Source organism: Roseateles sp. GW821-FHT09B06 (assembly GCF_059418245.1).
In genome coordinates this window covers 133,493-155,854 of sequence record NZ_JBWKPM010000006.1, presented here as the reverse complement: position 1 = coordinate 155,854, position 22,362 = coordinate 133,493, and the positions used below count along the sequence as shown (strand labels likewise).

Here is a 22,362-nt window from a genome sequence, read left to right as displayed (position 1 = left end):
ATGGAGCTCGATCATCTGGTCGTCGGCGCCGCCTCCCTGGACGAGGGCGTGGCTTGGTGCGAGCGGGTGCTGGGCGTGACGCCCGCGCCCGGCGGCCGGCATGCGCTGATGGGCACGCACAACCGGCTGCTGAACATCGGCGCCGCGCCGGCCTATCCGCGCTGCTATCTTGAAATCATCGCGATCGACCCCGAGGCGCCGGCCCCGCAAGGCCGCGCGCGCTGGTTCGACCTGGACCAGCCGGCCCTGCAGGCCGCGCTGCGCGAGCGCGGACCGGGCCTGATCCACTGGGTCTCGCGGGTGGTCAGCCTGGAGGCCAGCCTGGCGCAATGGCGCGGCGAGGGTATCGACGCCGGCGAGGCGGTGGCGGCTGCGCGCCAGACGCCGCAAGGCTTGCTGAGCTGGCGCATCGCGCTGCGCGAGGACGGCCGGCGCCTGCGGCGCGAGGGCCTGCCGGTGCTGATCGAATGGGGCGCGGTGCACCCGGCCGACAGCCTGCCGGAGGTGGGCGTGCGGCTGCTGAGCTTCGAGGCGCGCGACGGCCTGTCGGCGCGCCTGGCCACGCCGCGCGGCGAGGTGCAACTGGAGCTGCTGGCATGACGACGATCGATCTGTTCCGCGAGGACGCGCAACTGCGCGAATGCACGGCGCGGCTGCTGCGCGTCGACGAGCGCGGCCTGCTGCTGGACCGCACGGTGTTCTATCCGCAGGGCGGCGGGCAGGCCGGCGATGCCGGCGTGCTGGAGCTGGCCGACGGGCAGCTGGTCGTGATCGCCGACACCCGGAAAGGGGAGGGCGGCGAGATCCTGCACATCCCCGCCGGCGACCAGTCGCTGGACGGGTTGGCGCCGGACGCGGTCCTGCGCGCGCGCATCGACTGGTCGCGCCGGTTTTCCCATATGCGCTTCCACACCGCGACGCACCTGCTCTGCGCGCTGGTGCCGCATCCGGTGGACGGCTGCTCGATCACCGCGTCCTATGCGCGGCTCGATTTCCACATGACCGAGGCGCTGGACAAGGACGAACTGACGGCCGGCATCGCACGCCTGGTGGCCGGTGCGCATGCGGTCAGCCACAGCTGGATCACGGACGAGGAGCTGGACGCGAACCCGGGCCTGGTGCGCAGCATGAGCGTGCAGCCTCCGCGCGGTTCGGGCCGCGTGCGGGTGCTGAAGATCGAGGGCGTGGACCTGCAACCCTGCGGCGGCACGCATGTGGCGAACACGGCCGAGATCGGCAAGGTCGTGGTCACGAAGATCGAGAAGAAATCGGCCAAGACCCGCAGGGTCGTGCTGGGCTTTGCCCAGTCATGCGAAGCATGAGGCCGATTTCTTCGGGGAGCGCTCATATCGGCGCAGCCGATGTGAGCGATCACCAGAAGAAGAGTGCGAAGACCCGCAGGGTCGTGCTGGGCTTTGCATCATGACACTCAAGGTACTGGGCCGCGCCGGCTCGATCAATGTGCGCAAGGTCTTGTGGACCTGCGTCGAGCTGGGCCTGGCGTTCGAGCGCGAGGAGCGCGACTGGCAGTCGCCGGAGTTCCGGGCGCTGAACCCCAACGCGATGATGCCGGTGCTGCTGGACGGCGCGGACTTCGTGCTGTGGGAGAGCAACACGATCTGCCGCTACCTGGCCGGCCGCGCGGGTCGCGCCGACCTGCTGCCCGCCGCGCCGCGCGAGCGCGCGCTGGTGGAGCGCTGGATGGACTGGCAGGCCACCGAGCTGAACAACAGCTGGCGCTATGCCTTCATGGGCCTGGTGCGGCAGAGTCCGGCGCACCAGGATGCGCAGCAACTGCAGGCCGGCGTGGCCGGTTGGAACCGGTACATGGCGATCCTGGAGGGGCAGTTGCAGGCGACCGGCGCCTTTGTCGCCGGCGCGCGCTTCACCCTGGCCGATGTCGTGATCGGACTGTCGACGCATCGCTGGCGCGCCGCGCCGATCGAGCGGCCGGACCTGCCGGCCGTCGAGGCCTACTACCAGCGGCTACTGGCGCGACCCGGCTTCATCACCCATGGCCGCGACGCCGGGCCATAAGGCCGGCGCGCTCCTCGCACGACATCCGAGGATCCGGCTTTGCCGGTCCTGCGGATGTGCCAGGGCCGGAGGCCTCGGCCCTCGGCAGGCACAAACAGCCCTCAGGACTGTTTGTGTCCGGCCTCGGCCCCCTGGAGGGGGCGCGCGCAGCGCGTAGGGGGTGGGTCAAGGATTGCGGAAATCGTCGTGGCAGGCCTTGCAGCTGTTGGCGGCGCTGCCGAAGGCGGCCTTCAGCTGGTCCAGATTGTTGGCCTTGGCCGCGGCGGCGAGCTTGGCCACCTCCTCCTGCATCTTCTTGGCGGCCGCGTCGAACTTGGGGCGCTCGCTCCAGACATTGGGCTTGGGCTGGCCCTTGTCGCTGCCGGACGTGCCTTCGACGAAGCCGGCATAGGGCAGCCTGGACAGGTCGGCGACGATCTCGGCATTCGCGGCCGCGGCCGCGCCGTCGAAGGGCACGCGACCCTGGGCCATCGCGCCGATGCGGCCGAAATGCGCGGCCATCACGGTGAAGGCGGCCTTGCGATACTTGACCGCGTCCTCGGGCTTCTGGAACTGCGCGACAGCGGGTAGGGCGCTGCACAGGCCGGCGACGGCGGTTGCGGTGATCAACAGGCTTCGTTTCACGATCGTCATGCTGGGGTCCTTGCTGGGGTTGACGCGGGTTGGGCAATACCTGGCCCCACGCAGTTTAGTGAGGACCGAGCCGCTTTGGGGTGGGTCTGTGCGAGCGGCGCGACATCGGCTATCGTGGGTGCCCTCGAGCAGCTAGGCAGGAGTCCGGATGAGTGAAGCAGCAGCGGTGCCGCATGCGGTGGTGCGGGTCTGGGATCTGCCGACCCGACTGTTTCACTGGCTGCTGGCGGCCGGCGTCATCGGCGCGGTGATCAGCGCCAAGCTGGGCGGCAACGCGATGGTCTGGCATATGCGCCTGGGCTATGCGGTGCTGGCTTTGCTGATCTTCCGGCTGCTGTGGGGTCTGGTGGGCGGGCGCTGGTCGCGTTTCGCGAGTTTCGTGCCCGGCCCAGGCAAGCTCTGGCGCTATCTGCGCGGGCGATCAAGGCCCGCGGACCATGCCGAGGTGGGGCATAACCCGCTGGGTGCGCTGGCGGTGCTGGCCATGCTGGGCTGGCTGCTGCTGCAGGTGGGTTCTGGCCTGATCGCCGACGACGAGATCGCGATCACCGGGCCGCTGGCGCGCTTCGTCAGCGTGGACACCAGCCTGGGCTGGACCTCGCACCACAAGAGCTGGGGGCAGTGGGGGCTCTACCTGCTGGTGGGGCTGCATCTGCTGGCCCTGAGCTACTACGCCATCGTCAAGCGCCGCAATCTGCTTGGGGCCATGCTGGCCGGCAACAAGCGCCTGGACGCAAAGGTGCCGGCCGCGCGCGACGGTGCGGCCACGCGGCTGCTGGCCCTGCTGCTGCTGGCCGCCTGTACGGCGGGCGTGGTCTGGCTGGTGAGCCTGGGCACGACCTGAGTAAACTGGCTGCCGCGATGTCCAATCCCGAAATCCTGTTGATCAGCCCCGAGGACGAGGCCGGCTGGGCAACCACCCGCGAGATCCTGCTGGAGTACAGCCAGAGCCTGGCGGTGGACCTGGGCTTCCAGGGCTTCGAGACCGAGCTTCGGCTGCTGCCGGGCGACTATGCGCGGCCCACCGGCCTGATGCTGCTGGCCCTGGTGGACGGCGCGGTGGCGGGCTGCGGCGCTTTCCGCAACCTGCCCGATGCCGATTACCCGAACGCCTGCGAGATGAAGCGGCTCTATGTCCGGCCGGCCTTTCGCCGCTTCGGGCTGGGGCGCACCCTGGCGCAGGCCTTGATGGACCGCGCCACCGAGGCGGGCTATTCCGCGATGCTGCTGGACACGCTGGACGATATGGAGGCCGCGCGCGGGCTCTACGAAAGCCTGGGCTTCGATGAGGTGCCGCCCTTCTATTTCAACCCGGTCCCGGGCGCTCATTATTTGAAGGCCGACCTTGGCTGAGCGGCGGTTACGGGCGGTTTCCGCCCTAGCATCGCCGTCATGAGCGAAGAAGCAAGCCCGTTCCCCATCGAATGCGCCGGCCCGCACCGGGCCACCTTGGGCGAATCGCCGCTGTGGCATGAGCAGGAGCAGTGCCTCTATTACGTGGACATCGCCGAGCGCCAGGTCTTGCGCCTGGACCCGATCAGCGGCATGACGCGACACTGGCAGCTCGACAGCCAGCCCGGCTGCATCGCCCGCCTGGCCGGCGGCGGCCTGCTGGTGGCGCAGCGCAACGGGCTGTGGAAACTCGACACCGCCAACGGCGCCCACACGCGACTGGCCGCGGCGCCCTACGACGCGGCCCGCCAGCGTTTCAACGACGGCAAGCCCGACGCGCAAGGGCGCTTCTGGGTCGGCACGATCGACGACGCGCGCGCCCCCGAGGCCGCGCTCTACCGCTTCGCCGATGGCGCCTTCCGGCTGATGGGCTCGGGCATCGTCACCTCGAACGGGCTGGCCTGGAGCCCGGACCAGCGCCAGTTGTATTGGAGTGACACAAAGGCGCACGAGATCTACCGCCTGGACTTCGATGCGGCCGGCGGCACGCTGGGCGAGCGCCGCCTGTTCGCGCGCTTCGCCGCACGGGTGCCGGGGCAGTCGCTCGAGGACTATGGCGGCCGGCCCGACGGTGCGGCGGTCGATGCCGAGGGCTGTTACTGGGTGGCGATGTTCGAGGGCCAGCGCCTGCTGCGCTTCGCGCCCGACGGCGAACTGCTGCAGGAGCTGCGCCTGCCGGTGCGCTGCCCGACGATGCCGACCTTTGGCGACGCGGACCTGCGCACGCTCTATATCACCACCGCGCGCGAACAGCGCCCGGAGCAGGAACTGGCGGCCCAGCCCTGGGCCGGTGCGGTGCTGAAGCTCAGGGTCGAGGTGCCGGGGCTGCCGGCCGCGATCGCACGGCCATAAGCGGCGGTAGGCGGCCGACGCACGGCTGCGCTACCCGCGCGCGGTGGCTCCGCAACAGTCCCACCTTAAGCCTCCTTAAGGGCTTGTCAGGGAACTGCGGGTTTCCACATATAATCTTTGGGTTTTGCCGACCGCCCCTTAAACGCCGTGGACCCGAACGAGATGCGCGCACGAAACCAAGCCGCGCAGCCCGGATGGGACGCCGACAGTGAAACAGGTGCGGACGATGAAGCGGCTTTCAAGGCCCTGACGCGAGAAGAAGCGCAGGGCTTGAGGGCCAGGAATCCCTCCCTCTCGCCCTGGCGGGTGGTGGCGGCGCAAGCCGCCGCGGGGGTGGTTTGCGCCGCGCTCTGGTGGTTGTTCACGCAAGAGGGCGGCAAAGCGTGGTCGGCGCTGTATGGCGCGATCGCGGTGGTGGTGCCGAATGCCTTGATGGCGTGGGGTACGACGCGACGACCGGTGAGTCATGCGGGAGCGGCCTTGCTCTCGATGATGCTCTGGGAGTTGATCAAGATTTTTCTGGTCATTGCCATCCTGGTGGCGGTGGCCAAGACTGCAGACGATCTGGATTGGCTGGCCCTGCTGCTGACCATGATCGTGTGCCTGAAGGTCAATTGGCTGGCCCTGCTCACGCGGGGTCGATTCAAGAAAATTAGCGACGGAAACTAGAAATGGCTGCCGAAGGACACGCGCCCAGCGCTGGTGAGTACATCACTCACCATCTGCAACACATGCAGAAGAACTTCTCGTTCGAGAGCGTCAAGCAAACCAATATCGTCGACTTCAGCCTGTTCAATCTGGACTCGGTGATCTATTCGGTGCTGCTGGGCCTGATCGGCTGCTTCTTCCTGTGGCGCGCCGCCGCCAAGGCGACCTCGGGCGTGCCCGGCCGCTTCCAGGCCGCCGTCGAGATCTTGTCCGAGATGGTCGAGAACCAGGCCAAGGGCGTGATCCACAACGCCAAGAGCCGCAAGCTGGTGTCGCCGCTGGCCCTGACCGTGTTCATCTGGATCTTCCTGATGAACGCGATGGACATGCTGCCGGTGGATCTGCTGCCCAAGCTGTGGGGCGACTACTACGCCGCCACCGGCCACGACCCGCACCACGCCTATATGCGCGTCGTGCCGACCGCCGACCTGTCCACCACCTTGGGCCTGTCGACCAGCGTGCTGCTGATGTGCTTCTTCTACAACATCAAGATCAAGGGCCTGGGCGGCTGGGGCCATGAGCTGATCTCCGCGCCCTTCGGCGCCCACCCGGCCCTGTGGCCCTTCAACTTCCTGATGCAGCTGATCGAGTTCGTCGCCAAGACGGTCTCGCACGGCATGCGTCTGTTCGGCAACATGTTTGCCGGCGAACTGGTGTTCATGCTGATCGCGCTGATGGGCGGCGCGTTCGCGATGACGGCGACGGGCATCGGTCTGGCCATCGGCCACATCGTTGCCGGTACGGTGTGGACCCTGTTCCACATTCTGGTGATCACGCTGCAAGCCTTCATCTTCATGATGCTGACGCTGATCTACATCGGTCAGGCGCACGACGCGCATTGATCACTGGTTCCTCTTCTCTCTTTTCTTTCTCTCTTTCATTTCTCTAGGAGCAAACAATGGAAAACATCCTCGGCCTCGTGGCACTGGCTTGCGGCATCATCGTTGGTCTGGGCGCTATCGGCGCTTCCATCGGCATCGCGCTGATGGGTGGCAAGTTCCTGGAGTCCTCGGCTCGTCAGCCCGAGCTGATGAACGAACTGCAGACCAAGATGTTCATCTTGGCCGGCCTGATCGACGCCGCCTTCCTGATCGGCGTGGCTATCGCTCTGCTGTTCGCCTTCGCCAACCCCTTCGTTCTGCGCTAATTCCTCCCGAACCTTTCACGACTTGAAAGGATCGTGCCGTGAATATCAACGCAACACTGTTCATCCAGGCGATCGTCTTTGCGATCCTGGTGTGGTTCACCATGCGCTTCGTGTGGCCGCCCATCACCAAGGCGCTGGACGAGCGCGCCCAGAAGATCGCTGACGGCCTGGCCGCGGCCGACAAGGCCAAGACCGAGCTGGCTTCGGCCAACAAGCGCGTCGACGAGCAGCTGGCGACTACTCGCAACGAGACGACCAAGCTGTTGTCCGATGCCGAGAAGCGTGCCGCCGCCATCGTCGACGAGGCCAAGAAGCGTGCCGAGGAAGAAGGCGCGAAGATCGTGGCCGCCGCCAAGGCCGACGCCGACCAGCAGGCCATGCGTGCCCGCGAGGCCCTGCGCGAGCAGGTCGCCGCGCTGGCCGTCAAGGGTGCCGAGCAAATTCTGCAGCGCGAGGTCAATGCCAGCGTGCACGCCGAGTTGCTGGGCCGTCTGAAGACGGAGCTGTAATCATGGCTGAGCTCGCAACCGTTGCCCGGCCCTACGCCGAAGCGCTCTTCCAGGTCGCCGCCAAGCATGATGTGAAAGCCTGGAGCCAGCAGCTCGACGCGCTGGCCCAGGTGGCCCAGGATGCCGAGCTGCGCTCCTTTGCCGACAACCCCAAGGTCGCACCCCAACAGGTGTTCGACGTGATGGCCGCGGCGGCCAAGCTGCCGCTGGCCGACGGGGTGCAGAACTTCCTGCGCGCGGTGATCGAGAACGGGCGTCTGACGGCGCTGCCGGCGGTGGTCGGGCAATTCCATGCCCTGGCCAATGCCGCGGCCGGCGTGGCTGATGCGCAGATCTACAGCGCCTATCCCATCGATGCCGCCCAGCTGGCCGATGTGATGGGGTCGCTGGAGAAGCGCTTCGGTCGCAAGCTCGAAGCCCATGTCCAGCTTGAGCCTTCACTGATTGGCGGTATCCGCGTGGTGGTTGGCGACGAGGTGCTGGACACCTCGGTCAAGGCCCGCCTGGAACGCATGAAGGTGGCGCTCACCGCTTGAGATCAAGCGCGACGACACTGACCGAATCACCCCTGTGTCACCCCCGCGCTCTGGTAACAGACGCTAGACCAGATGGGAGCAAGCAATGCAATTGAATCCTGCTGAAATTTCCGAACTGATCAAGAGCCGCATCGAGGGCCTTGGTGCCTCGACGGACGTCCGTAACCAGGGCACCGTGGTGTCCGTGTCCGACGGCATCGTGCGCATCCACGGCCTGTCCGACGTGATGCAAGGCGAAATGCTGGAGTTCCCGGCCGACGCCAGCGGTCAGCCGGCCTACGGCCTGGCCCTGAACCTCGAGCGCGACTCCGTCGGCGCCGTGATTCTGGGTGCCTACGAGCACATCTCCGAAGGCGATACCGTCAAGTGCACGGGCCGCATCCTGGAAGTGCCGGTCGGCCCCGAGCTGATCGGCCGCGTCGTGAACGCGCTGGGTCAGCCGATCGACGGCAAGGGCCCGATCAACGCCAAGATGACGGACGTGATCGAGAAGGTCGCTCCCGGCGTGATCGCACGTAAGAGCGTGGACCAGCCGGTGCAGACCGGCCTGAAGTCGATCGACTCGATGGTGCCCGTCGGCCGTGGCCAGCGCGAGCTGATCATCGGCGACCGCCAGACCGGCAAGACCGCCGTGGCCATCGACGCCATCATCAACCAGAAGGGTCAGAACATGACCTGCGTCTACGTTGCGATCGGCCAGAAGGCTTCGTCGATCAAGAACGTGGTGCGCGCTCTGGAGCAGGCCGGTGCGATGGAGTACACCATCGTCGTGGCCGCCTCGGCGTCCGAATCCGCTGCGATGCAGTATGTGTCGGCCTACTCGGGCTGCACGATGGGCGAGTACTTCCGCGATCGCGGCCAGGACGCGCTGATCGTCTATGACGATCTGTCCAAGCAGGCCGTGGCCTACCGCCAGGTCTCGCTGCTGCTGCGCCGCCCGCCGGGCCGCGAAGCCTTCCCGGGCGACGTGTTCTATCTCCACAGCCGCCTGCTGGAGCGCGCCGCGCGCGTGAACGCCGACTACGTGGAAGCGTTCACCAAGGGCGAAGTGAAGGGCAAGACCGGTTCGCTGACCGCGCTGCCCATCATCGAGACCCAGGCCGGCGACGTGTCCGCCTTCGTGCCGACCAACGTGATCTCGATCACCGACGGCCAGATCTTCCTGGAAACCAACCTGTTCAACGCCGGCATCCGTCCCGCGATCAACGCCGGTATCTCGGTGTCGCGCGTCGGTGGCGCAGCACAGACCAAGCTGATCAAGGGCCTGTCCGGCGGTATCCGTACCGACCTGGCGCAGTACCGTGAGCTGGCCGCGTTCGCGCAGTTCGCTTCCGACCTGGACGAGTCGACCCGCAAGCAGCTGGACCGCGGTGCCCGCGTGACCGAGTTGCTGAAGCAGGCCCAGTATTCGCCGCAGTCGATCAGCCTGATGGGCGCTTCGCTGTACGCGGTGAACAAGGGCTTCATGGACAGCATCGACGTGAAGAAGGTCCTGGCCTTCGAGCACGGCCTGCACCAGTTCCTGAAGACCAGCCACGCCGAGCTGCTGGCCAAGCTGGAAGCCGACAGGGCCTTCGACAAGGAAGGCAAGCTGGAAGCCGAACTGAACGCCGCCATCACCGCGTTCAAGAAGTCCTTCGCCTAATGACCATGACCGGGCTGTGATGAAAAGAACGGCCCGGCCCTAACAGGAGAAATCATGGCATCAAGCAAGGAAATTCGCGGCAAGATCAAGTCGGTCGAGAACACCAAGAAGATCACCAAGGCCATGGAAATGGTCGCCGCTTCCAAGATGCGCAAGGCGCAGGAGCGGATGCGCGCGGCGCGGCCCTACAGCGAGAAGATCGGCAACATCGCCGCCAACCTCGCCACGGCCAACCCCGAGTACAAGCACCCCTTCCTGGTCAGCAACGACCAGGCCAAGTCGGTGGGCTTCGTGGTGGTGACGACCGACAAGGGTCTGTGCGGTGGCCTGAACACCAACCTGCTGCGCGCGACGACGACCAAGCTCAAGGAGCTGGAAGCCGCCGGTCAGAAGGCCGAGGTCGTTGCCATCGGCAACAAGGGCCTGGGCTTCATGAACCGCATCGGCGCCAAGGTGGTGTCGCAGGTGACGCAGCTGGGCGATCAGCCGCACATCGAGAAGATGATCGGCCCGGTCAAGGTGCTGCTGGATGCGTATGCCGAAGGCAAGCTCAGCGCCGTCTACCTCTGCTACACCCGCTTCATCAACACGATGAAGCAGGAGCCGGTGGTGCAGCAGCTGCTGCCCCTGACCACCGAAGGCATGAAGACCGGCGGCGGTTCGCACTCGTGGGACTACCTCTACGAGCCCGATGCCGCGACCGTCATCGACGAGCTGTTGGTGCGCTACACCGAGGCCCTGGTCTACCAGGCCGTGGCCGAGAACATGGCGTCCGAGCAGTCGGCACGCATGGTGGCCATGAAGGCCGCTACCGACAACGCGGGCACCCTGATCGGTGAGCTGAAGCTGGTCTACAACAAGACCCGCCAGGCCGCGATCACCAAGGAACTGTCCGAGATCGTCAGTGGCGCGGCCGCCGTGGGCTGATCCGCTCAAGCGAACGCTACAAGTTTTGGAATTGAAGGAACGAAGAAATGGCTAACACTCAACAAGTGGGCAAGATCGTTCAGTGCATCGGCGCCGTGGTGGACGTGGAGTTCCCGCGCGACCAGATGCCCAAGGTCTATGACGCACTGAAGATGCAGGGCTCGGCGCTGACGCTGGAAGTCCAGCAGCAGCTGGGCGACGGCGTGGTGCGTACCATCGCCCTGGGCTCGTCCGACGGCCTGCGCCGCGGCACCGAGGTCTACAACACCGGCGACACCATCAAGGTGCCGGTGGGCAAGGCCACGCTGGGCCGCATCATGGACGTGCTGGGCTCGCCCATCGACGAGCGTGGTCCGGTGTCCTCGGAGCTGACCGCCTCGATTCACCGCGCAGCTCCCTCGTACGACGAGCTGAGCCCCTCGCAGGACCTGCTGGAAACCGGCATCAAGGTGATCGACCTGATCTGCCCGTTCGCCAAGGGCGGCAAGGTGGGTCTGTTCGGCGGCGCCGGCGTGGGCAAGACCGTGAACATGATGGAACTCATCAACAACATCGCCAAGGCCCACAGCGGTCTGTCGGTGTTCGCTGGTGTGGGCGAGCGTACCCGCGAGGGCAACGACTTCTATCACGAGATGGCCGATTCGGGCGTCGTGAACCTGGAGAACCTGGACCAGTCCAAGGTGTCCATGGTCTACGGCCAGATGAACGAGCCGCCGGGCAACCGTCTGCGCGTGGCCCTGACCGGTCTGACCATCGCCGAGTCCTTCCGCGACGAAGGTAAGGACGTGCTGTTCTTCGTGGACAACATCTACCGCTACACCCTGGCCGGTACCGAAGTGTCCGCGCTGCTGGGCCGTATGCCTTCCGCCGTGGGCTACCAGCCGACGCTGGCCGAGGAAATGGGCCGCCTGCAGGAGCGCATCACCTCGACCAAGGTGGGCTCGATCACCTCGATCCAGGCCGTCTACGTGCCTGCCGATGACCTGACCGACCCCTCGCCCGCCACGACCTTTGCCCACTTGGACGCCACCGTCGTGCTGTCGCGCGACATCGCCTCGCTGGGCATCTACCCCGCCGTCGATCCGCTGGACTCGACCTCGCGCCAGGTGGACCCGAACGTGGTCGGCGAAGAGCACTACAACACGACCCGCGCCGTGCAGGCCGTGCTGCAGCGCTACAAGGAACTGCGCGACATCATCGCGATCCTGGGCATGGACGAGCTGTCGCCGGAAGACAAGCTGGCCGTGGCCCGTGCCCGCAAGATCCAGCGTTTCCTGTCGCAGCCCTTCCACGTGGCCGAAGTCTTCACCGGCTCGCCCGGCAAGTACGTGCCCCTGAAGGAAACCATCCGCGGCTTCAAGATGATCGTGGCCGGCGAGTGCGACCACCTGCCCGAGCAGGCCTTCTACATGGTCGGCACCATCGACGAAGCCATCGAAAAGGCGAAGAAGATTCAGTAAGACTTCGCATACGGCGCGCTGGCGTCGTTGCCGTGCTCAGCGGGCAGGAAGCCCGCTTCCGCGCGGCGCCTAGCCAGCCCGCCGTCTGCTCGCTTACTGAACCTTCTTACACGCTAAAGGAAGATTGACATGGCAACTATCCACGTTGACGTGGTTTCGGCCGAAGAGCAGATCTTCTCCGGCGAGGCCAAGTTCGTCGCGCTGCCGGGCGAAGGCGGCGAGCTGGGCATCCTGCCCCAGCACACGCCGCTGATCACCCGCATCAAGCCGGGTGCCGTGCGCATCGAGAAGGCCGATGGCGGCGAAGAGTTCGTCTTCGTGGCCGGCGGCATCCTGGAAGTGCAGCCCGGCACGGTCACCGTGCTGGCCGACACCGCCATCCGCGGCAAGGACCTGGACGAGGCCAAGGCCACCGAGGCGAAGAAGATCGCCGAGGAAGCGATGAAGAACGCCAAGAGCGACATCGACTTTGCCGCCGCGCAAAGCGAGTTCGTCGCGATGGCGGCCCAGATCGCGGCGCTGCGCAAGTTCCGCAAGAAGTAAAGCAAGCCCCCTGGGCACCCCCCTCTGCAACGGCAGGATGTGCGAGAAGTCGCACTCCTGCCGTTGCTCTTTGAGCTAAGTGCTCCGGTGGCGCCGACTTGAAACACTACAGTTACAAGCCCGCCGGAATTCATCGCGCGGGCACGAAGATTCGAGGGAGTTCTATGCAAGTTTCCGTCTGGGCCCAAAGGGCCGGTTTGGCGCTGGCCGTATCAGCACTCTTCGGCTGTGCCGCCACCGAGCAATCGCGCACGATCGAAGTGCCCAAGCCCGCTGTTGCCGCGCCGACCTACCAAGGTGCCCGTTCGCCCATCGCCGTCGGCAAGTTCGACAACCGCTCCAGCTTCATGCGCGGCATGTTCTCGGACGGCCTGGACCGGCTGGGTTCTCAATCCAAATCCATCCTGGTCGCCCATCTGCAGCAGAGCCAGCGCTTCAATGTGCTGGACCGCGACAACCTCGAAGAGGCCAGGCAGGAAGCCCAGTTCAAGGCCAGCGCCTTGAGCATCAAGGGCGCCGACTATCTGGTCGCCGGCGCCGTGACCGAGTTCGGTCGCAAGGAGGTCGGCGACCAGCAGCTGTTCGGCATTCTGGGGCGGGGCAAGTCGCAGGTAGCCTATGCCAAGGTCACCCTGAACGTGGTGAACAGCCAGACTTCCGAGGTCGCGTTCTCGGTGCAGGGCGCGGGTGAGTACACCCTGTCCACGCGCGAGGTGGTCGGCTTCGGCGGTACCGCCAGCTACGACTCCACCCTGAACGGCAAGGTGCTGGACCTGGCCATCAAGGAAGCTGTCAATAACCTGGTGGCCGGCGTCGACGCCGGTAGCTGGCGTCCGCAACGGTGAGGAGTCGCATCATGTTCCCTCGTCATATTGGCGTGCGCCTGGGCGCACTGGCGCTGACGGCATCGCTGGTGGCCTGCGCCACGCCCCAGAAGCCGCTCTATCAATGGAGCGGCTACCAGCCGCGTCTGTACGAGTATTTCAAGAATGGTGGCGCCAACGCGGGTGAGCAAATCACCGCCTTGGAGGCGCAACTGGAGAAAAACAAGGCGGCCGGCGAAGCTTCGCCGCCTGGCCTGCACGGCCATCTGGCGCTGCTGTACAGCAAGGTCGGCAACGACCAAGCTGCCCGCACGCACCTGGAAGCCGAGCGCGCGCTGTTCCCGGAGTCGGCCGCCTATGTCGACTTCCTGCTCAAGAGCAGCAACGCTGCCGCGAAGCCGGCCTCCAAGACCTGAGCCTCACGAAATCGGGAGACCCATACATGATCCGCCCCTATGAACTGCTCCGCCGCCTGCTGGCGGTGGTCGGGTTGGCCGCGCTGACCGCCTGCGCCACGCAGCCGGCCAAGCCCTATGACTACACCGCGCTCAAGGAAGCCAAGCCGGCCTCGCTGCTGGTGCTGCCGCCGCTGAACGACACGCCCGACGTGGCTGCCACCTACAGCGTCTATGCCCAGCTGACGCAGCCCCTGGCGGAGTCGGGCTACTACGTACTGCCGGTGTCGCTGGTCGACGAGACGCTGCGCCAGAACGGCGTTGTGAATGCCGCGGATGCCCAGTCCATCGACCCGGCCAAGCTGCGCCAGATCTTTGGGGCAGATGCCGCTCTTTACGTTGTTGTGAAGCGCTACGGTTCGGTCTACAAGGTTCTGTCCAGCGATGCCACGGTCGAGGTCGAGGCCAAGCTGGTGAACCTCAAGACGGGCCAGCAACTGTGGGACGGCAAGGCTGTTGCATCCACCGCCGAACAGAACAACAGCAACCAGGGCGGCCTGGTAGGCCTGCTGGTGAAGGCGGTGATCGATCAGATCGCCAACAACCTGACCGAGCGCAGTCATCAGGTGGCCGGCATCGCCGGCCAGCGCCTGCTGACGGCGGGTACGCCCAATGGGTTACTGCGGGGTCCGCGTGCCCCGGCTGCCGCAAAAAACTAAAATCGGCGCTCCGGCGACCCGACCCACCGGCCCGCCGGTGGGTTTTCTCTTTCTGTCATGAGCACACGCATCGTCCCCACCCATTACCAGGGCCTGGAAGCCCTGGAACTCACCGCCCCCGATGGCGCCCGCGCCATCCTGCTGCTGCATGGCGCCCACCTCGTGTCCTGGATCCCTGCCGGTGCCGAGGAACAGCTTTACCTGTCGCCCAACAGCGCCTTCACGACCGGCCAGGCGATCCGCGGCGGCGTGCCGGTGTGCTTTCCGCAGTTCGCGCAGCGCGGCCCCCTGCAGAAGCATGGTTTCGCGCGCACCAAGCCCTGGCAACTGGTGTCGGCCGAGGTGGGTGAGGATGACGCGCTGGCCGTGCTGCGCCTGACCGACGATGCCGCCAGCCGCATGTTCTGGCCGCATGCCTTCGAGGCCGAGCTGAGCGTGCGCGTTGCCGGCCGCACGCTGGAGATGGAGTTGGCCTGCGAGCACAAGGGGCAGGAGGGCGACGCGCCCTTCGACTTCACGGCCGCGCTGCACACCTATCTGGGCCTCACCGAGCTGAGCGATGCCAGCCTGCAGGGCCTCTCGGGCCTGCATTACTGGGATTCGGTCGCCGATGTCGAGAAGCAGCAGCGCACCGACCTGCTGCTGCCCGGCAGCCCCGGCACCGAGGACCTGGACCGCATCTACCACCAGGTGCAGCAAGACCTGACCCTGATCGAGCAGCGCGGTGACGGCAGCGAGCGCCGCGTGCTGATCCGCCAGCAGGGCTTCGCCGACGCGGTGGTGTGGAACCCCGGTGCCGCGAAATGCGCGCAGCTCGCCGACATGCCGGCCGAGGGCTACAAGAAGATGCTGTGCGTCGAGGCCGCGGCGATCGAGCATCCGGTGCGCCTGGCGCCGGGCGAGAGCTGGGCGGGCCTGCAGTCTTTGACGCTGCTTTAGGGCAAGTCCGAAGGGGGAAAGTCCTGCCCCTCTGATGGGGGTCGGCTGGTGCCCATGATCCGTAACGGCTACTAACATCCTTCCGCTGCTGACCAGGCGCAGGGAAGGGGGCATGGGACAGCAGGCGGCGCCTACAAGAAGCACATGCGCTGATGCTGTCGTCGTGCGCCCTTGTGGCGTACACCCCGGCTGTTTCCTGTTGGCAGCGACCGCCCCGGCCTGGGTGGTTCGCGCGCATGTCAACCAATCACAGGGAACGTCTCATGCTCAATCTTGCCGCTTGCTCCGCGCAGCGCATCGTCCTTGCCGTCAGTCTGACAGCTTTCTTGGGAGGCTGTTCAACAGCCGCCAAGGACATCTCCGCAACCTATGTCTCGCCCATGCAGTATCAGGCCTATGACTGCCAGCAACTGGCAGCCGAGTCGCAGCGAATCCAATCGCGGTATCAGGAGCTGGGCGGACGCCTGGATCAAGCTGCGTCGAACGACAAGGCTTTGGTCGGTGTCGGCATGATCTTGTTCTGGCCGGCGCTGTTCGCACTAGGCGGTACCAAGCAGCAGGAAGCTGAGTATGCGCGGCTCAAGGGCGAGTACGACGCCGTGCAGCAAACCGGTGTACAGAAACGTTGCAACGCTCCTCAACAGGCGGCGCTAGCCCCCGCTTCATCCGCAGCCAGCGCGGCCGCAACTAACTAAGGGAGGAAAACCATGAACCGTCCTGATACCCGCCTTGTCGGGCGCCTGCTTGTGATGTCGATGGCTGCATTGTTGGTCGCATGCGCGGCACCCGCACGCGTCGACCAGATGCAGGTCAGTACTTCGTTGGCCACCCGAACCGCAGCGAGCAGCTCCGAGTTGCGGGGGAACGTCGCTGTCCGCGACGTCACTGGCGGGAAGGAGACCAACCCGCTGTGGATTTCCAATGTTTCTAGCAGTGACTTCGAGCGTGCGCTGGAAGCGTCGCTGAAGGATGCGGGGCTCTGGTCGTCCAATCGACAAGCCGGCAAATACGTGCTGATTGCCCACCTGGAGAAATTGGATCAGCCCGTGTTTGGCGCCAGCATGACCGTTACCGCTACCGTGCGCTATGTCTTGGTCGAGCAGGCCAGCAACAAGACTATGTTCGAGCGCACGATGGCCACGCCCTATACCGCCGAGTGGAATGCCGCCTTCATGGGCTCGGAGCGCTTGAAGCTGGCGAATGAGGGGGCCGTGCGTAGCAACATCCAACAGCTGATTGATGCCTTGGTTGGCCTCAAGTTGGCAGGGGCCGGCGTGCAACTGGCTCGCTGATCAGCCGAGGAATGGCTGATCCGGCAGCTCGTTGACATTGGTGCGGCCCGCGTCCAGCGGGAAATGCCGGTCCAGCAGCCGGCCGATGCGGTCCACGGCATCGGCCAGGCCGGCCTCGAACTCGCCGCGCTTGAAGGCCGCGCTCATGTCGGCCAGCATCTGCTGCCAGGTGGCCGTGTCGACGCGCTGCGTCAGTCCGCGGTCGGCCACGAGCTCGATGCGGTGTTCGGCCAGCAGCAGGTAGATCAGCACGCCGTTGTTGAGCTCGGTGTCCCAGACGCGCAGCTTGCCGAACATCGCGATGGCGCGCTCGCGCGCATCGGCGCGGCGCCACAGATAGGACAGCGGCAGGCTGGCCTCCACGCAGATGCGGATCTCGCCGCTGTGGCCGGCCTCGCTGGCCGCGACGCGCCGGCGCAGCCGCTCCAGCGCCGCCGGCGGCAGCACCCGGCGCGCATCGGCCTCGTCCCACAGCCGGTGTTTGAAGAAGCGCGTCCAGAAACCCATCACCAATCTCCCGAGGCGCCGCCGCCGCCGAAATCGCCGCCGCCGCCCGACGAGAAGCCGCCGCCGTCGCCGCCGCCCCAGCCGCCGCCTCCACCGCCGCCCCAGATGATCGGGCCATGCCCGCCGCCAGATCGGCCGCCCCGGCCGCCGATGCCGCGCGCGGCGCCGATGCCCAGCACGCCCACCAGCACCAGGGCCGCGACGCCGGCCAGGCCCGCCACAATCAGGCTGGCGCTGAAGAACCAGCCCAGCGCGCCGGCCGCGCCGCCGGTGGCCAGGCTGCCCAGCTTGCGTCCCAGCACGCCGGTCAGCAGCGCCCCCAGCACCGGCACGGCGATGAAGAACAGGGCCGCCAGCTCCTCGATGCCGAAGCCGCTGTCCTTGCCGCCGTCGCCGCCCGCGGGCCGGGCCTTCGGCGCCGGCAGGTTCTCGCCGCGGATGCGTGCCTGCAACTGGTCCACGGCCTGGTTCAGGCCGCCCGCATAGTCGCCCTGCCTGAAGGCCGGCGTGATCGCGTTCTGGATGATCTGGCGCGCGGCCAGATCCGGCACCGCGCCCTCCAGCGCCTTGGCCACCGCGATGCGCACCTTGCGCTCGTCCTTGGCCACGACGATCAGCACGCCGTCGCCCACCTCGCGCCGGCCCAGCTTCCAGGCGTCGCCGACGCGCTGGCTGAAGTCGGTGATGTCCTCCGGCGCCGTGGCGGCCAGCATCAGGATCACGATCTGCGGCCCGGCCGCGCGCTCGAAGGTGGCGAGCTTGTCGTCCAGGGCCTGGCGCTGCGCAGCCGTCAGGGTGCCGGTCGAGTCGATCACGCGGCCGCTCAGGTCCGGCACCGGGCGCAGATCCTGCGCCCCGGCCAGCAGTTGCCAGGCGCACAGCACAAGCATCAGCAGCCAGCGCATGCGGTGCTTGCCGCTTACTTGGAGGCCGGCTTGTCGAAGCTCACCGCCGGCGCGGTCTTGATCGTCGCCTCGTTGTCCACCTGGAAGCCGGGCTTGACCTGGTAGCCGAACACCATCGCGGTCAGGTTGTTCGGGAAGCTGCGCGCGTGCACGTTGTAGTCGGCCACCGACTTGATGTAGCGGTTGCGCGCCACGGTGATGCGGTTCTCGGTGCCTTCCAGCTGCACGCGCAGGTCCTGGAAGCCCTGGTTGGCCTTCAGATTGGGGTAGTTCTCGCTGACCACCAGCAGGCGGCTCAGCGCGCCGCTCAGCTCGCCCTGCGCGGCCTGGAACTTCTGCAGCGCCTCGGGGTTGTTGGCCAGTTCGGGCGTCACCTGGATGCTGGTGGCCTTGGCGCGCGCCTCCACCACCTTGGTCAGGGTCTCCTGCTCGAAATTGGCCTCGCCCTTGACCGTGTTGACGATATTGGGGATCAGGTCGGCGCGGCGCTGATACTGGCTCAGCACCTCGGCCCAGTTGGCGCCCACCTGCTCGTCCAGACGCTGGAACTCGTTGTAGCCGCAGCCGGACAGCAGCAGGCTGCTCGCCAGCAGCAGGGCGGCCAGGGCGCCGCGTTTGGCAGGTTGGGCAGTCGAAACCATCATGAGCAAATCCTCCTGTGGATTGTTGGGCAGTCGCTGACCGGCCAGGTGGTGCCGCTTGGGCGGCATTCAAGCCAGTATCGCAGCGGATAATGGCAAACCATGAGCGCCCTTCTGCAAAACGACAACTTCCTGCGCGCCTGCCTGCGCCAGCCCACCGATCACACCCCCGTCTGGCTGATGCGCCAGGCGGGCCGCTACCTGCCCGAATACCGCGACACCCGCGCCAAGGCCGGCAGCTTCATGGGCCTGGCCACCAACACCGACTACGCCACCGAGGTCACGCTGCAGCCGCTCGAGCGCTACCCGCTCGATGCGGCCATCCTGTTCTCCGACATCCTGACCGTGCCGGATGCGATGGGCCTGGGCCTGTCCTTTGCGCAGGGCGAGGGCCCGAAGTTCGAGAAGGTGGTGCGCGACGAGGCCGCGGTCGCCGCGCTGGCCGTGCCCGACATGGCCAAGCTGCGCTATGTGTTCGACGCGGTGGCCTCGATCCGCCGCGCCCTGAACGGCCGGGTGCCGCTGATCGGCTTCTCCGGCAGCCCCTGGACCCTGGCCTGCTATATGGTGGAGGGCGGCGGCTCGGACGACTACCGCCAGGTCAAGAGCCTGATGTATGCGCGCCCCGACCTGATGCACCGCATCCTGGCGGTCAATGCCGACGCGGTGGCCCAGTACCTGAACGCGCAGATCGAGGCCGGCGCCCAGGCCGTGATGCTGTTCGACTCCTGGGGCGGCGTGCTGGCCGACGGCATGTTCCAGCGTTTCAGCCTGGACTATTCGAAGCGCGTGCTGGCGCAGGTCAAGACCGAGCACGAGGGCCGGCGCATCCCGCGCATCCTGTTCACCAAGGGCGGCGGGCTGTGGCTGGACGAGATCGCCGATGCCGGCGCCGACGTGGTGGGCCTGGACTGGACCGTCAACCTGGCCCGGGCGCGCGCCCGGGTCGGCGCCAGGGTGGCGCTGCAGGGCAACCTCGATCCCAATGTGCTGTTCGCTCCGCCCGAGGCGGTGCGCGAGCAGGCCCGCGCGGTGCTGGACAGCTTCGGCCGGCCGCAGGCGGCCGACGGCAGCTGGGGCGGCCATGTGTTCAATCTGGGGCATGGCATCAGCCAGTTCACCCCGCCGGAAAGCGTGGCGGTGCTGGTGGACGAGGTGCACCGCCATTCGCGTGCCCAGCGCCTCGGCTGAATGCCGTGCCTGGCCGGTGAGCGAGCGCTCAGCTCTTGACTTATCCCCACTTTGTAGCCGGCGAGCGGCTGCGGCCGACAGTGTTGCGGCGCAGCTCATGGTTTCCCCGATGGACGGCTAAGTCATTGATTTTTATGGGCCGCACCGCATTGGGGGGGAATGGCTTTTGCAGACCGGCGCGCGGGACGGAGCTTGTCGGCGCGGCGCTGTTAGCAACTAACCCACAAAGTTATCCACAGATTTTGGGGTTCTGGGGAAAAGCTCGCCAAATCATGGCCTTGGCCCTGAATCCTGAGAATCTGCTCGAGCGGAGGTTCCGGTGAGTTTGCGTCTGCGCGTGGCCGTCGACGCGCCGCAGCACAGCGGCATCTCCGGTCCGCTGGACTACCTGAGTGAGCGTGCGCTCGCGCCCGGCAGCCTGGTGCAGGTGCCGCTGGGCCGGCGCGAGCTGACCGGCATCGTCTGGCCCGGTGCCACGGAACCCGGCCAGGCGCTGGATGAGAGCCAGCTGCGCCCGATCACCGCCGCGCTCGACGCGCTGCCGCCGCTGTCGGCGCGCTGGTGCGAGCTGGTCGAGTTCGCCGCCAGCTACTACCAGCGCAGCATCGGCGAGGTGGCGCTGTCGGTGCTGCCGCCGCAGCTGCGCGAGCTGGACGGCAAACAGCTGCAGGCGCGCCTGAAGAAGGTCGACAAGCTGCTCAAGGCAAGCCCTGACCCTCGGGCCCCGGCCGAGCGCCCGGCGCTCAGCCCGGCCCAGGCCGAGGCGCTGGCGCGGCTGGACGCGATGCTGGGGCAGGACGGCCAGGGCGCCGCGCCGGCGCCGGTGCTGCTGTACGGCGTCACCGGCAGCGGCAAGACCGAGGTCTATCTGCGCGCGGCCGAGCATGCGCTGAGCAGCGGCCGCCAGGTGCTGGTGCTGGTGCCCGAGATCAATCTGACGCCGCAGCTGGAAGCGCGCTTCGCCGAGCGCTTCGAAGGCACGCCGACGGTGTCGCTGCACAGCGGCCTGACGCCGGCCCAGCGCCTGCGCAACTGGCTGGCCGCACATCTGGGCCAGGCGCGCCTGGTGCTCGGCACGCGGCTGGCCGTGTTCGCCTCGCTGCCCAATCTGGGGCTGATCGCGGTGGACGAGGAGCATGACCCCTCCTACAAGCAGCAGGACGGCGCGCGCTATTCGGCGCGCGACCTGGCGGTCTACCGCGCAAGGCTGGAGCAGGTGCCGGTGATCCTGGGCTCGGCCACGCCGTCGCTGGAGAGCTGGCAGCACGCCCAGCCCGTGAGCCCCCCGGCCGCGCAAATGCCGCAGCCGGCCCCCCGAGGGGGCCAAGGCCTTCTTGGGAGCGGCCCGGCGAAGGCCTCGAAAAGCCGCTACCAGCTCCTGAAGTTGCCCGAGCGCATCGGCGGCGGCGCGCTGCCGCGCGTGCGCCTGTTCGACATGAACAGCCTGCCGCGCCAGAAGGGCGTGACCACGGCACTGTCGGCGCCGCTGCTGGGCGCGCTGCGCCAGCGCCTCGCGGCCGGCGAACAGAGCCTGGTGTTCCTGAACCGGCGCGGCTATGCGCCGGTGCTGCATTGCACCGAGTGCGGCTGGAAAAGCGAATGCCCGCATTGCAGCGCCTACCGCGTGTTCCACAAGGCCGATCGCACCTTGCGCTGCCACCACTGCGGCTTCTCGCAGCGCGTGCCGCATGCATGCCCGGACTGCGGCAACCAGGACATCGCGCCGCTGGGCCGCGGCACCGAGCAGCTGGAGGAGCAGCTGGCTGCAGGCCTGCCGGGCGCGCGCGTCGCGCGCATCGATGCCGATTCCACCAAGCTGAAGGGCGCGCTGGAGGCCCAGCTCGGGGCCGTGCATGCGGGCGAGGTGGACATCCTGGTCGGCACCCAGATGATCACCAAGGGGCACGACTTCCGCCGCATCACCCTGGTGGCCGCGGTCAACCCCGACGGCGCGCTGTTCAGCAGCGACTTCCGCGCGCCCGAACGCCTGTTCGCGCTGCTGATGCAGGCCGCCGGCCGCGCCGGGCGCGACGCCGAGCAGGCCGCGCGCAGCGAGATGTGGGTGCAGACCTGGCACCCGCAGCATGCGCTCTACCAGGCCTTGCTGAAGCACGACTTCGAGGCCTTCGCGACCAGCCAGCTGGCCGAACGCGAAAGCGCCGGCCTGCCGCCCTATTCGCACCTGGCCCTGCTGCGCGCCGAGGGCCGCACGGCCGAGGCCGCCCAGGCCTTTCTGACGGCCGCGGCGCGCTGGGCCCAGGCGCAGCCTGAGGCGCGCGAGCTGCTGGTCTACCCGCCGGTGCCGATGAGCATCGCCCGCGTGGCCAATGTCGAGCGCATGCAGATGCTCGTCGAGGCGCCCGGCCGCGGCGCGCTGCAGCGCCTCTTGTGGCTGTGGATGCCCGAGCTGCATGCGCTCAAGCGCGAGCACAAGGGGCTGGTGCGCTGGGCGGTGGACGTGGATCCGCTGGCGATCTGAGTCTGCCGGCCTTTTGTCCGA

At 67.1% G+C, this 22,362-nt stretch carries 27 protein-coding genes; 23 read left to right on the top strand and 4 right to left on the bottom strand.

Annotated features, from left to right (window positions below):
* From AC07OQ_RS07815 to AC07OQ_RS07805, 3 genes are all read left to right on the top strand, one after another.
* Complete coding sequence (locus AC07OQ_RS07815) at positions 1-600, top strand: VOC family protein (RefSeq protein ID WP_495052539.1); 600 nt, start codon at positions 1-3, stop codon at positions 598-600.
* Positions 597-1,322 (top strand): alanyl-tRNA editing protein, encoded by a 726-nt coding sequence (locus AC07OQ_RS07810; RefSeq protein WP_495052538.1) that lies wholly within the window; start codon positions 597-599, stop codon positions 1,320-1,322. The genes AC07OQ_RS07815 and AC07OQ_RS07810 overlap by 4 nt, the downstream gene beginning before the upstream one ends.
* A 100-nt stretch (positions 1,323-1,422) precedes the next feature.
* Positions 1,423-2,037 carry a glutathione S-transferase N-terminal domain-containing protein gene (locus AC07OQ_RS07805; RefSeq protein WP_495052537.1) on the top strand — a complete coding sequence of 205 codons (615 nt, stop codon included), beginning with the start codon at positions 1,423-1,425 and terminating at the stop codon, positions 2,035-2,037.
* A 165-nt stretch (positions 2,038-2,202) separates the two neighbouring features.
* Here AC07OQ_RS07805 and AC07OQ_RS07800 read toward each other — a convergent pair whose 3' ends face one another.
* Positions 2,203-2,670 carry a c-type cytochrome gene (locus AC07OQ_RS07800; protein ID WP_495052536.1) on the bottom strand — a complete coding sequence of 156 codons (468 nt, stop codon included), beginning with the start codon at positions 2,668-2,670 and terminating at the stop codon, positions 2,203-2,205.
* 148 nt (positions 2,671-2,818) lie between these two features.
* Between AC07OQ_RS07800 and AC07OQ_RS07795 the strand changes: the two genes are divergently transcribed.
* The 18 genes from AC07OQ_RS07795 (at position 2,819) to AC07OQ_RS07710 (ending at position 16,618) form a co-directional block, all read left to right on the top strand.
* Positions 2,819-3,514: a cytochrome b/b6 domain-containing protein gene (locus AC07OQ_RS07795; protein WP_495052535.1), complete on the top strand. Its 696-nt coding sequence runs from the start codon at positions 2,819-2,821 to the stop codon at positions 3,512-3,514.
* Between the two features lie 17 nt (positions 3,515-3,531).
* Positions 3,532-4,023, top strand: a complete 492-nt coding sequence (locus tag AC07OQ_RS07790) for a GNAT family N-acetyltransferase (RefSeq protein WP_495052534.1) — start codon at positions 3,532-3,534, stop codon at positions 4,021-4,023.
* Positions 4,024-4,062: 39 nt separating this feature from the next.
* Entirely contained in the window at positions 4,063-4,974 is a 912-nt protein-coding gene (locus AC07OQ_RS07785) for an SMP-30/gluconolactonase/LRE family protein (RefSeq protein WP_495052533.1), read from the top strand.
* A 117-nt stretch (positions 4,975-5,091) separates the two neighbouring features.
* Complete coding sequence (locus AC07OQ_RS07780; RefSeq protein ID WP_495052532.1) at positions 5,092-5,643, top strand: ATP synthase subunit I; 552 nt, start codon at positions 5,092-5,094, stop codon at positions 5,641-5,643.
* Positions 5,644-5,645: 2 nt separating this feature from the next.
* The gene (gene atpB, locus AC07OQ_RS07775; protein ID WP_495052531.1) at positions 5,646-6,524 is read left to right on the top strand and encodes a F0F1 ATP synthase subunit A; all 879 of its coding nucleotides are present in this window, start codon (positions 5,646-5,648) and stop codon (positions 6,522-6,524) included.
* A 56-nt stretch (positions 6,525-6,580) separates the two neighbouring features.
* Positions 6,581-6,829: a F0F1 ATP synthase subunit C gene (atpE, locus tag AC07OQ_RS07770; protein ID WP_058933479.1), complete on the top strand. Its 249-nt coding sequence runs from the start codon at positions 6,581-6,583 to the stop codon at positions 6,827-6,829.
* Between the two features lie 38 nt (positions 6,830-6,867).
* A complete protein-coding gene (locus AC07OQ_RS07765) occupies positions 6,868-7,338 on the top strand; it encodes a F0F1 ATP synthase subunit B (protein ID WP_495052530.1) in 471 nt (156 codons plus the stop codon).
* A 2-nt stretch (positions 7,339-7,340) separates the two neighbouring features.
* Positions 7,341-7,874: a F0F1 ATP synthase subunit delta gene (locus AC07OQ_RS07760; protein WP_495052529.1), complete on the top strand. Its 534-nt coding sequence runs from the start codon at positions 7,341-7,343 to the stop codon at positions 7,872-7,874.
* An 85-nt stretch (positions 7,875-7,959) separates the two neighbouring features.
* Positions 7,960-9,519, top strand: coding sequence for a F0F1 ATP synthase subunit alpha (gene atpA, locus AC07OQ_RS07755; protein WP_495052528.1), 1,560 nt, complete (start codon positions 7,960-7,962; stop codon positions 9,517-9,519).
* Between the two features lie 54 nt (positions 9,520-9,573).
* A complete protein-coding gene (gene atpG / locus AC07OQ_RS07750; RefSeq protein ID WP_495052527.1) occupies positions 9,574-10,446 on the top strand; it encodes a F0F1 ATP synthase subunit gamma in 873 nt (290 codons plus the stop codon).
* Between the two features lie 47 nt (positions 10,447-10,493).
* Positions 10,494-11,906, top strand: coding sequence for a F0F1 ATP synthase subunit beta (gene atpD, locus AC07OQ_RS07745; RefSeq protein WP_495052526.1), 1,413 nt, complete (start codon positions 10,494-10,496; stop codon positions 11,904-11,906).
* A 129-nt stretch (positions 11,907-12,035) separates the two neighbouring features.
* Entirely contained in the window at positions 12,036-12,449 is a 414-nt protein-coding gene (locus AC07OQ_RS07740) for a F0F1 ATP synthase subunit epsilon (protein WP_495052525.1), read from the top strand.
* Positions 12,450-12,613: 164 nt separating this feature from the next.
* Positions 12,614-13,294, top strand: a complete 681-nt coding sequence (locus AC07OQ_RS07735; RefSeq protein WP_495052524.1) for a CsgG/HfaB family protein — start codon at positions 12,614-12,616, stop codon at positions 13,292-13,294.
* 11 nt (positions 13,295-13,305) lie between these two features.
* Entirely contained in the window at positions 13,306-13,689 is a 384-nt protein-coding gene (locus AC07OQ_RS07730; RefSeq protein WP_495052523.1) for a DUF4810 domain-containing protein, read from the top strand.
* Positions 13,690-13,715: 26 nt separating this feature from the next.
* Positions 13,716-14,387: a DUF799 domain-containing protein gene (locus tag AC07OQ_RS07725; protein WP_495052522.1), complete on the top strand. Its 672-nt coding sequence runs from the start codon at positions 13,716-13,718 to the stop codon at positions 14,385-14,387.
* Between the two features lie 57 nt (positions 14,388-14,444).
* Positions 14,445-15,326, top strand: coding sequence for a D-hexose-6-phosphate mutarotase (locus tag AC07OQ_RS07720; RefSeq protein WP_495052521.1), 882 nt, complete (start codon positions 14,445-14,447; stop codon positions 15,324-15,326).
* A 263-nt stretch (positions 15,327-15,589) separates the two neighbouring features.
* On the top strand, positions 15,590-16,021 hold the full coding sequence (locus AC07OQ_RS07715; RefSeq protein ID WP_495052520.1) for a hypothetical protein: 432 nt from the start codon (positions 15,590-15,592) through the stop codon (positions 16,019-16,021).
* Between the two features lie 12 nt (positions 16,022-16,033).
* Positions 16,034-16,618, top strand: coding sequence for a hypothetical protein (locus AC07OQ_RS07710; protein WP_495052519.1), 585 nt, complete (start codon positions 16,034-16,036; stop codon positions 16,616-16,618).
* On the opposite strand, the gene AC07OQ_RS07705 is transcribed toward AC07OQ_RS07710, so the two are convergent.
* From AC07OQ_RS07705 to AC07OQ_RS07695, 3 genes are read right to left on the bottom strand one after another with little or no spacing between them, the layout of a single operon-like run.
* Positions 16,619-17,125, bottom strand: a complete 507-nt coding sequence (locus tag AC07OQ_RS07705) for a TPM domain-containing protein (protein WP_495052518.1) — start codon at positions 17,123-17,125, stop codon at positions 16,619-16,621.
* A complete protein-coding gene (locus tag AC07OQ_RS07700; RefSeq protein ID WP_495052517.1) occupies positions 17,125-18,030 on the bottom strand; it encodes a TPM domain-containing protein in 906 nt (301 codons plus the stop codon). Before AC07OQ_RS07700 ends, AC07OQ_RS07705 begins: the two co-directional genes overlap by 1 nt.
* Positions 18,031-18,044: 14 nt before the next feature.
* Positions 18,045-18,674, bottom strand: coding sequence for a LemA family protein (locus AC07OQ_RS07695; RefSeq protein WP_495052516.1), 630 nt, complete (start codon positions 18,672-18,674; stop codon positions 18,045-18,047).
* Positions 18,675-18,773: 99 nt separating this feature from the next.
* Between AC07OQ_RS07695 and hemE the strand changes: the two genes are divergently transcribed.
* On the top strand, positions 18,774-19,862 hold the full coding sequence (hemE, locus tag AC07OQ_RS07690) for a uroporphyrinogen decarboxylase (RefSeq protein ID WP_495052515.1): 1,089 nt from the start codon (positions 18,774-18,776) through the stop codon (positions 19,860-19,862).
* A gap of 319 nt (positions 19,863-20,181) precedes the next feature.
* Positions 20,182-22,341 carry a replication restart helicase PriA gene (gene priA, locus AC07OQ_RS07685; protein WP_495052514.1) on the top strand — a complete coding sequence of 720 codons (2,160 nt, stop codon included), beginning with the start codon at positions 20,182-20,184 and terminating at the stop codon, positions 22,339-22,341.
* Positions 22,342-22,362 lie beyond the last annotated feature (21 nt).

Coding starts and splice junctions, on each gene's coding strand:
- AC07OQ_RS07815 (WP_495052539.1), top strand. CDS start 1: ATGGAGCTCGATCATCTGGTCGTCGGCGCCGCCTCCCTGGACGAGGGC.
- AC07OQ_RS07810 (WP_495052538.1), top strand. CDS start 597: ATGACGACGATCGATCTGTTCCGCGAGGACGCGCAACTGCGCGAATGC.
- AC07OQ_RS07805 (WP_495052537.1), top strand. CDS start 1,423: ATGACACTCAAGGTACTGGGCCGCGCCGGCTCGATCAATGTGCGCAAG.
- AC07OQ_RS07800 (WP_495052536.1), bottom strand. CDS start 2,670: ATGACGATCGTGAAACGAAGCCTGTTGATCACCGCAACCGCCGTCGCC.
- AC07OQ_RS07795 (WP_495052535.1), top strand. CDS start 2,819: ATGAGTGAAGCAGCAGCGGTGCCGCATGCGGTGGTGCGGGTCTGGGAT.
- AC07OQ_RS07790 (WP_495052534.1), top strand. CDS start 3,532: ATGTCCAATCCCGAAATCCTGTTGATCAGCCCCGAGGACGAGGCCGGC.
- AC07OQ_RS07785 (WP_495052533.1), top strand. CDS start 4,063: ATGAGCGAAGAAGCAAGCCCGTTCCCCATCGAATGCGCCGGCCCGCAC.
- atpB (WP_495052531.1), top strand. CDS start 5,646: ATGGCTGCCGAAGGACACGCGCCCAGCGCTGGTGAGTACATCACTCAC.
- atpE (WP_058933479.1), top strand. CDS start 6,581: ATGGAAAACATCCTCGGCCTCGTGGCACTGGCTTGCGGCATCATCGTT.
- AC07OQ_RS07760 (WP_495052529.1), top strand. CDS start 7,341: ATGGCTGAGCTCGCAACCGTTGCCCGGCCCTACGCCGAAGCGCTCTTC.
- atpA (WP_495052528.1), top strand. CDS start 7,960: ATGCAATTGAATCCTGCTGAAATTTCCGAACTGATCAAGAGCCGCATC.
- atpG (WP_495052527.1), top strand. CDS start 9,574: ATGGCATCAAGCAAGGAAATTCGCGGCAAGATCAAGTCGGTCGAGAAC.
- atpD (WP_495052526.1), top strand. CDS start 10,494: ATGGCTAACACTCAACAAGTGGGCAAGATCGTTCAGTGCATCGGCGCC.
- AC07OQ_RS07740 (WP_495052525.1), top strand. CDS start 12,036: ATGGCAACTATCCACGTTGACGTGGTTTCGGCCGAAGAGCAGATCTTC.
- AC07OQ_RS07735 (WP_495052524.1), top strand. CDS start 12,614: ATGCAAGTTTCCGTCTGGGCCCAAAGGGCCGGTTTGGCGCTGGCCGTA.
- AC07OQ_RS07730 (WP_495052523.1), top strand. CDS start 13,306: ATGTTCCCTCGTCATATTGGCGTGCGCCTGGGCGCACTGGCGCTGACG.
- AC07OQ_RS07725 (WP_495052522.1), top strand. CDS start 13,716: ATGATCCGCCCCTATGAACTGCTCCGCCGCCTGCTGGCGGTGGTCGGG.
- AC07OQ_RS07720 (WP_495052521.1), top strand. CDS start 14,445: ATGAGCACACGCATCGTCCCCACCCATTACCAGGGCCTGGAAGCCCTG.
- AC07OQ_RS07715 (WP_495052520.1), top strand. CDS start 15,590: ATGCTCAATCTTGCCGCTTGCTCCGCGCAGCGCATCGTCCTTGCCGTC.
- AC07OQ_RS07710 (WP_495052519.1), top strand. CDS start 16,034: ATGAACCGTCCTGATACCCGCCTTGTCGGGCGCCTGCTTGTGATGTCG.
- AC07OQ_RS07705 (WP_495052518.1), bottom strand. CDS start 17,125: ATGGGTTTCTGGACGCGCTTCTTCAAACACCGGCTGTGGGACGAGGCC.
- AC07OQ_RS07700 (WP_495052517.1), bottom strand. CDS start 18,030: ATGCGCTGGCTGCTGATGCTTGTGCTGTGCGCCTGGCAACTGCTGGCC.
- AC07OQ_RS07695 (WP_495052516.1), bottom strand. CDS start 18,674: ATGATGGTTTCGACTGCCCAACCTGCCAAACGCGGCGCCCTGGCCGCC.
- hemE (WP_495052515.1), top strand. CDS start 18,774: ATGAGCGCCCTTCTGCAAAACGACAACTTCCTGCGCGCCTGCCTGCGC.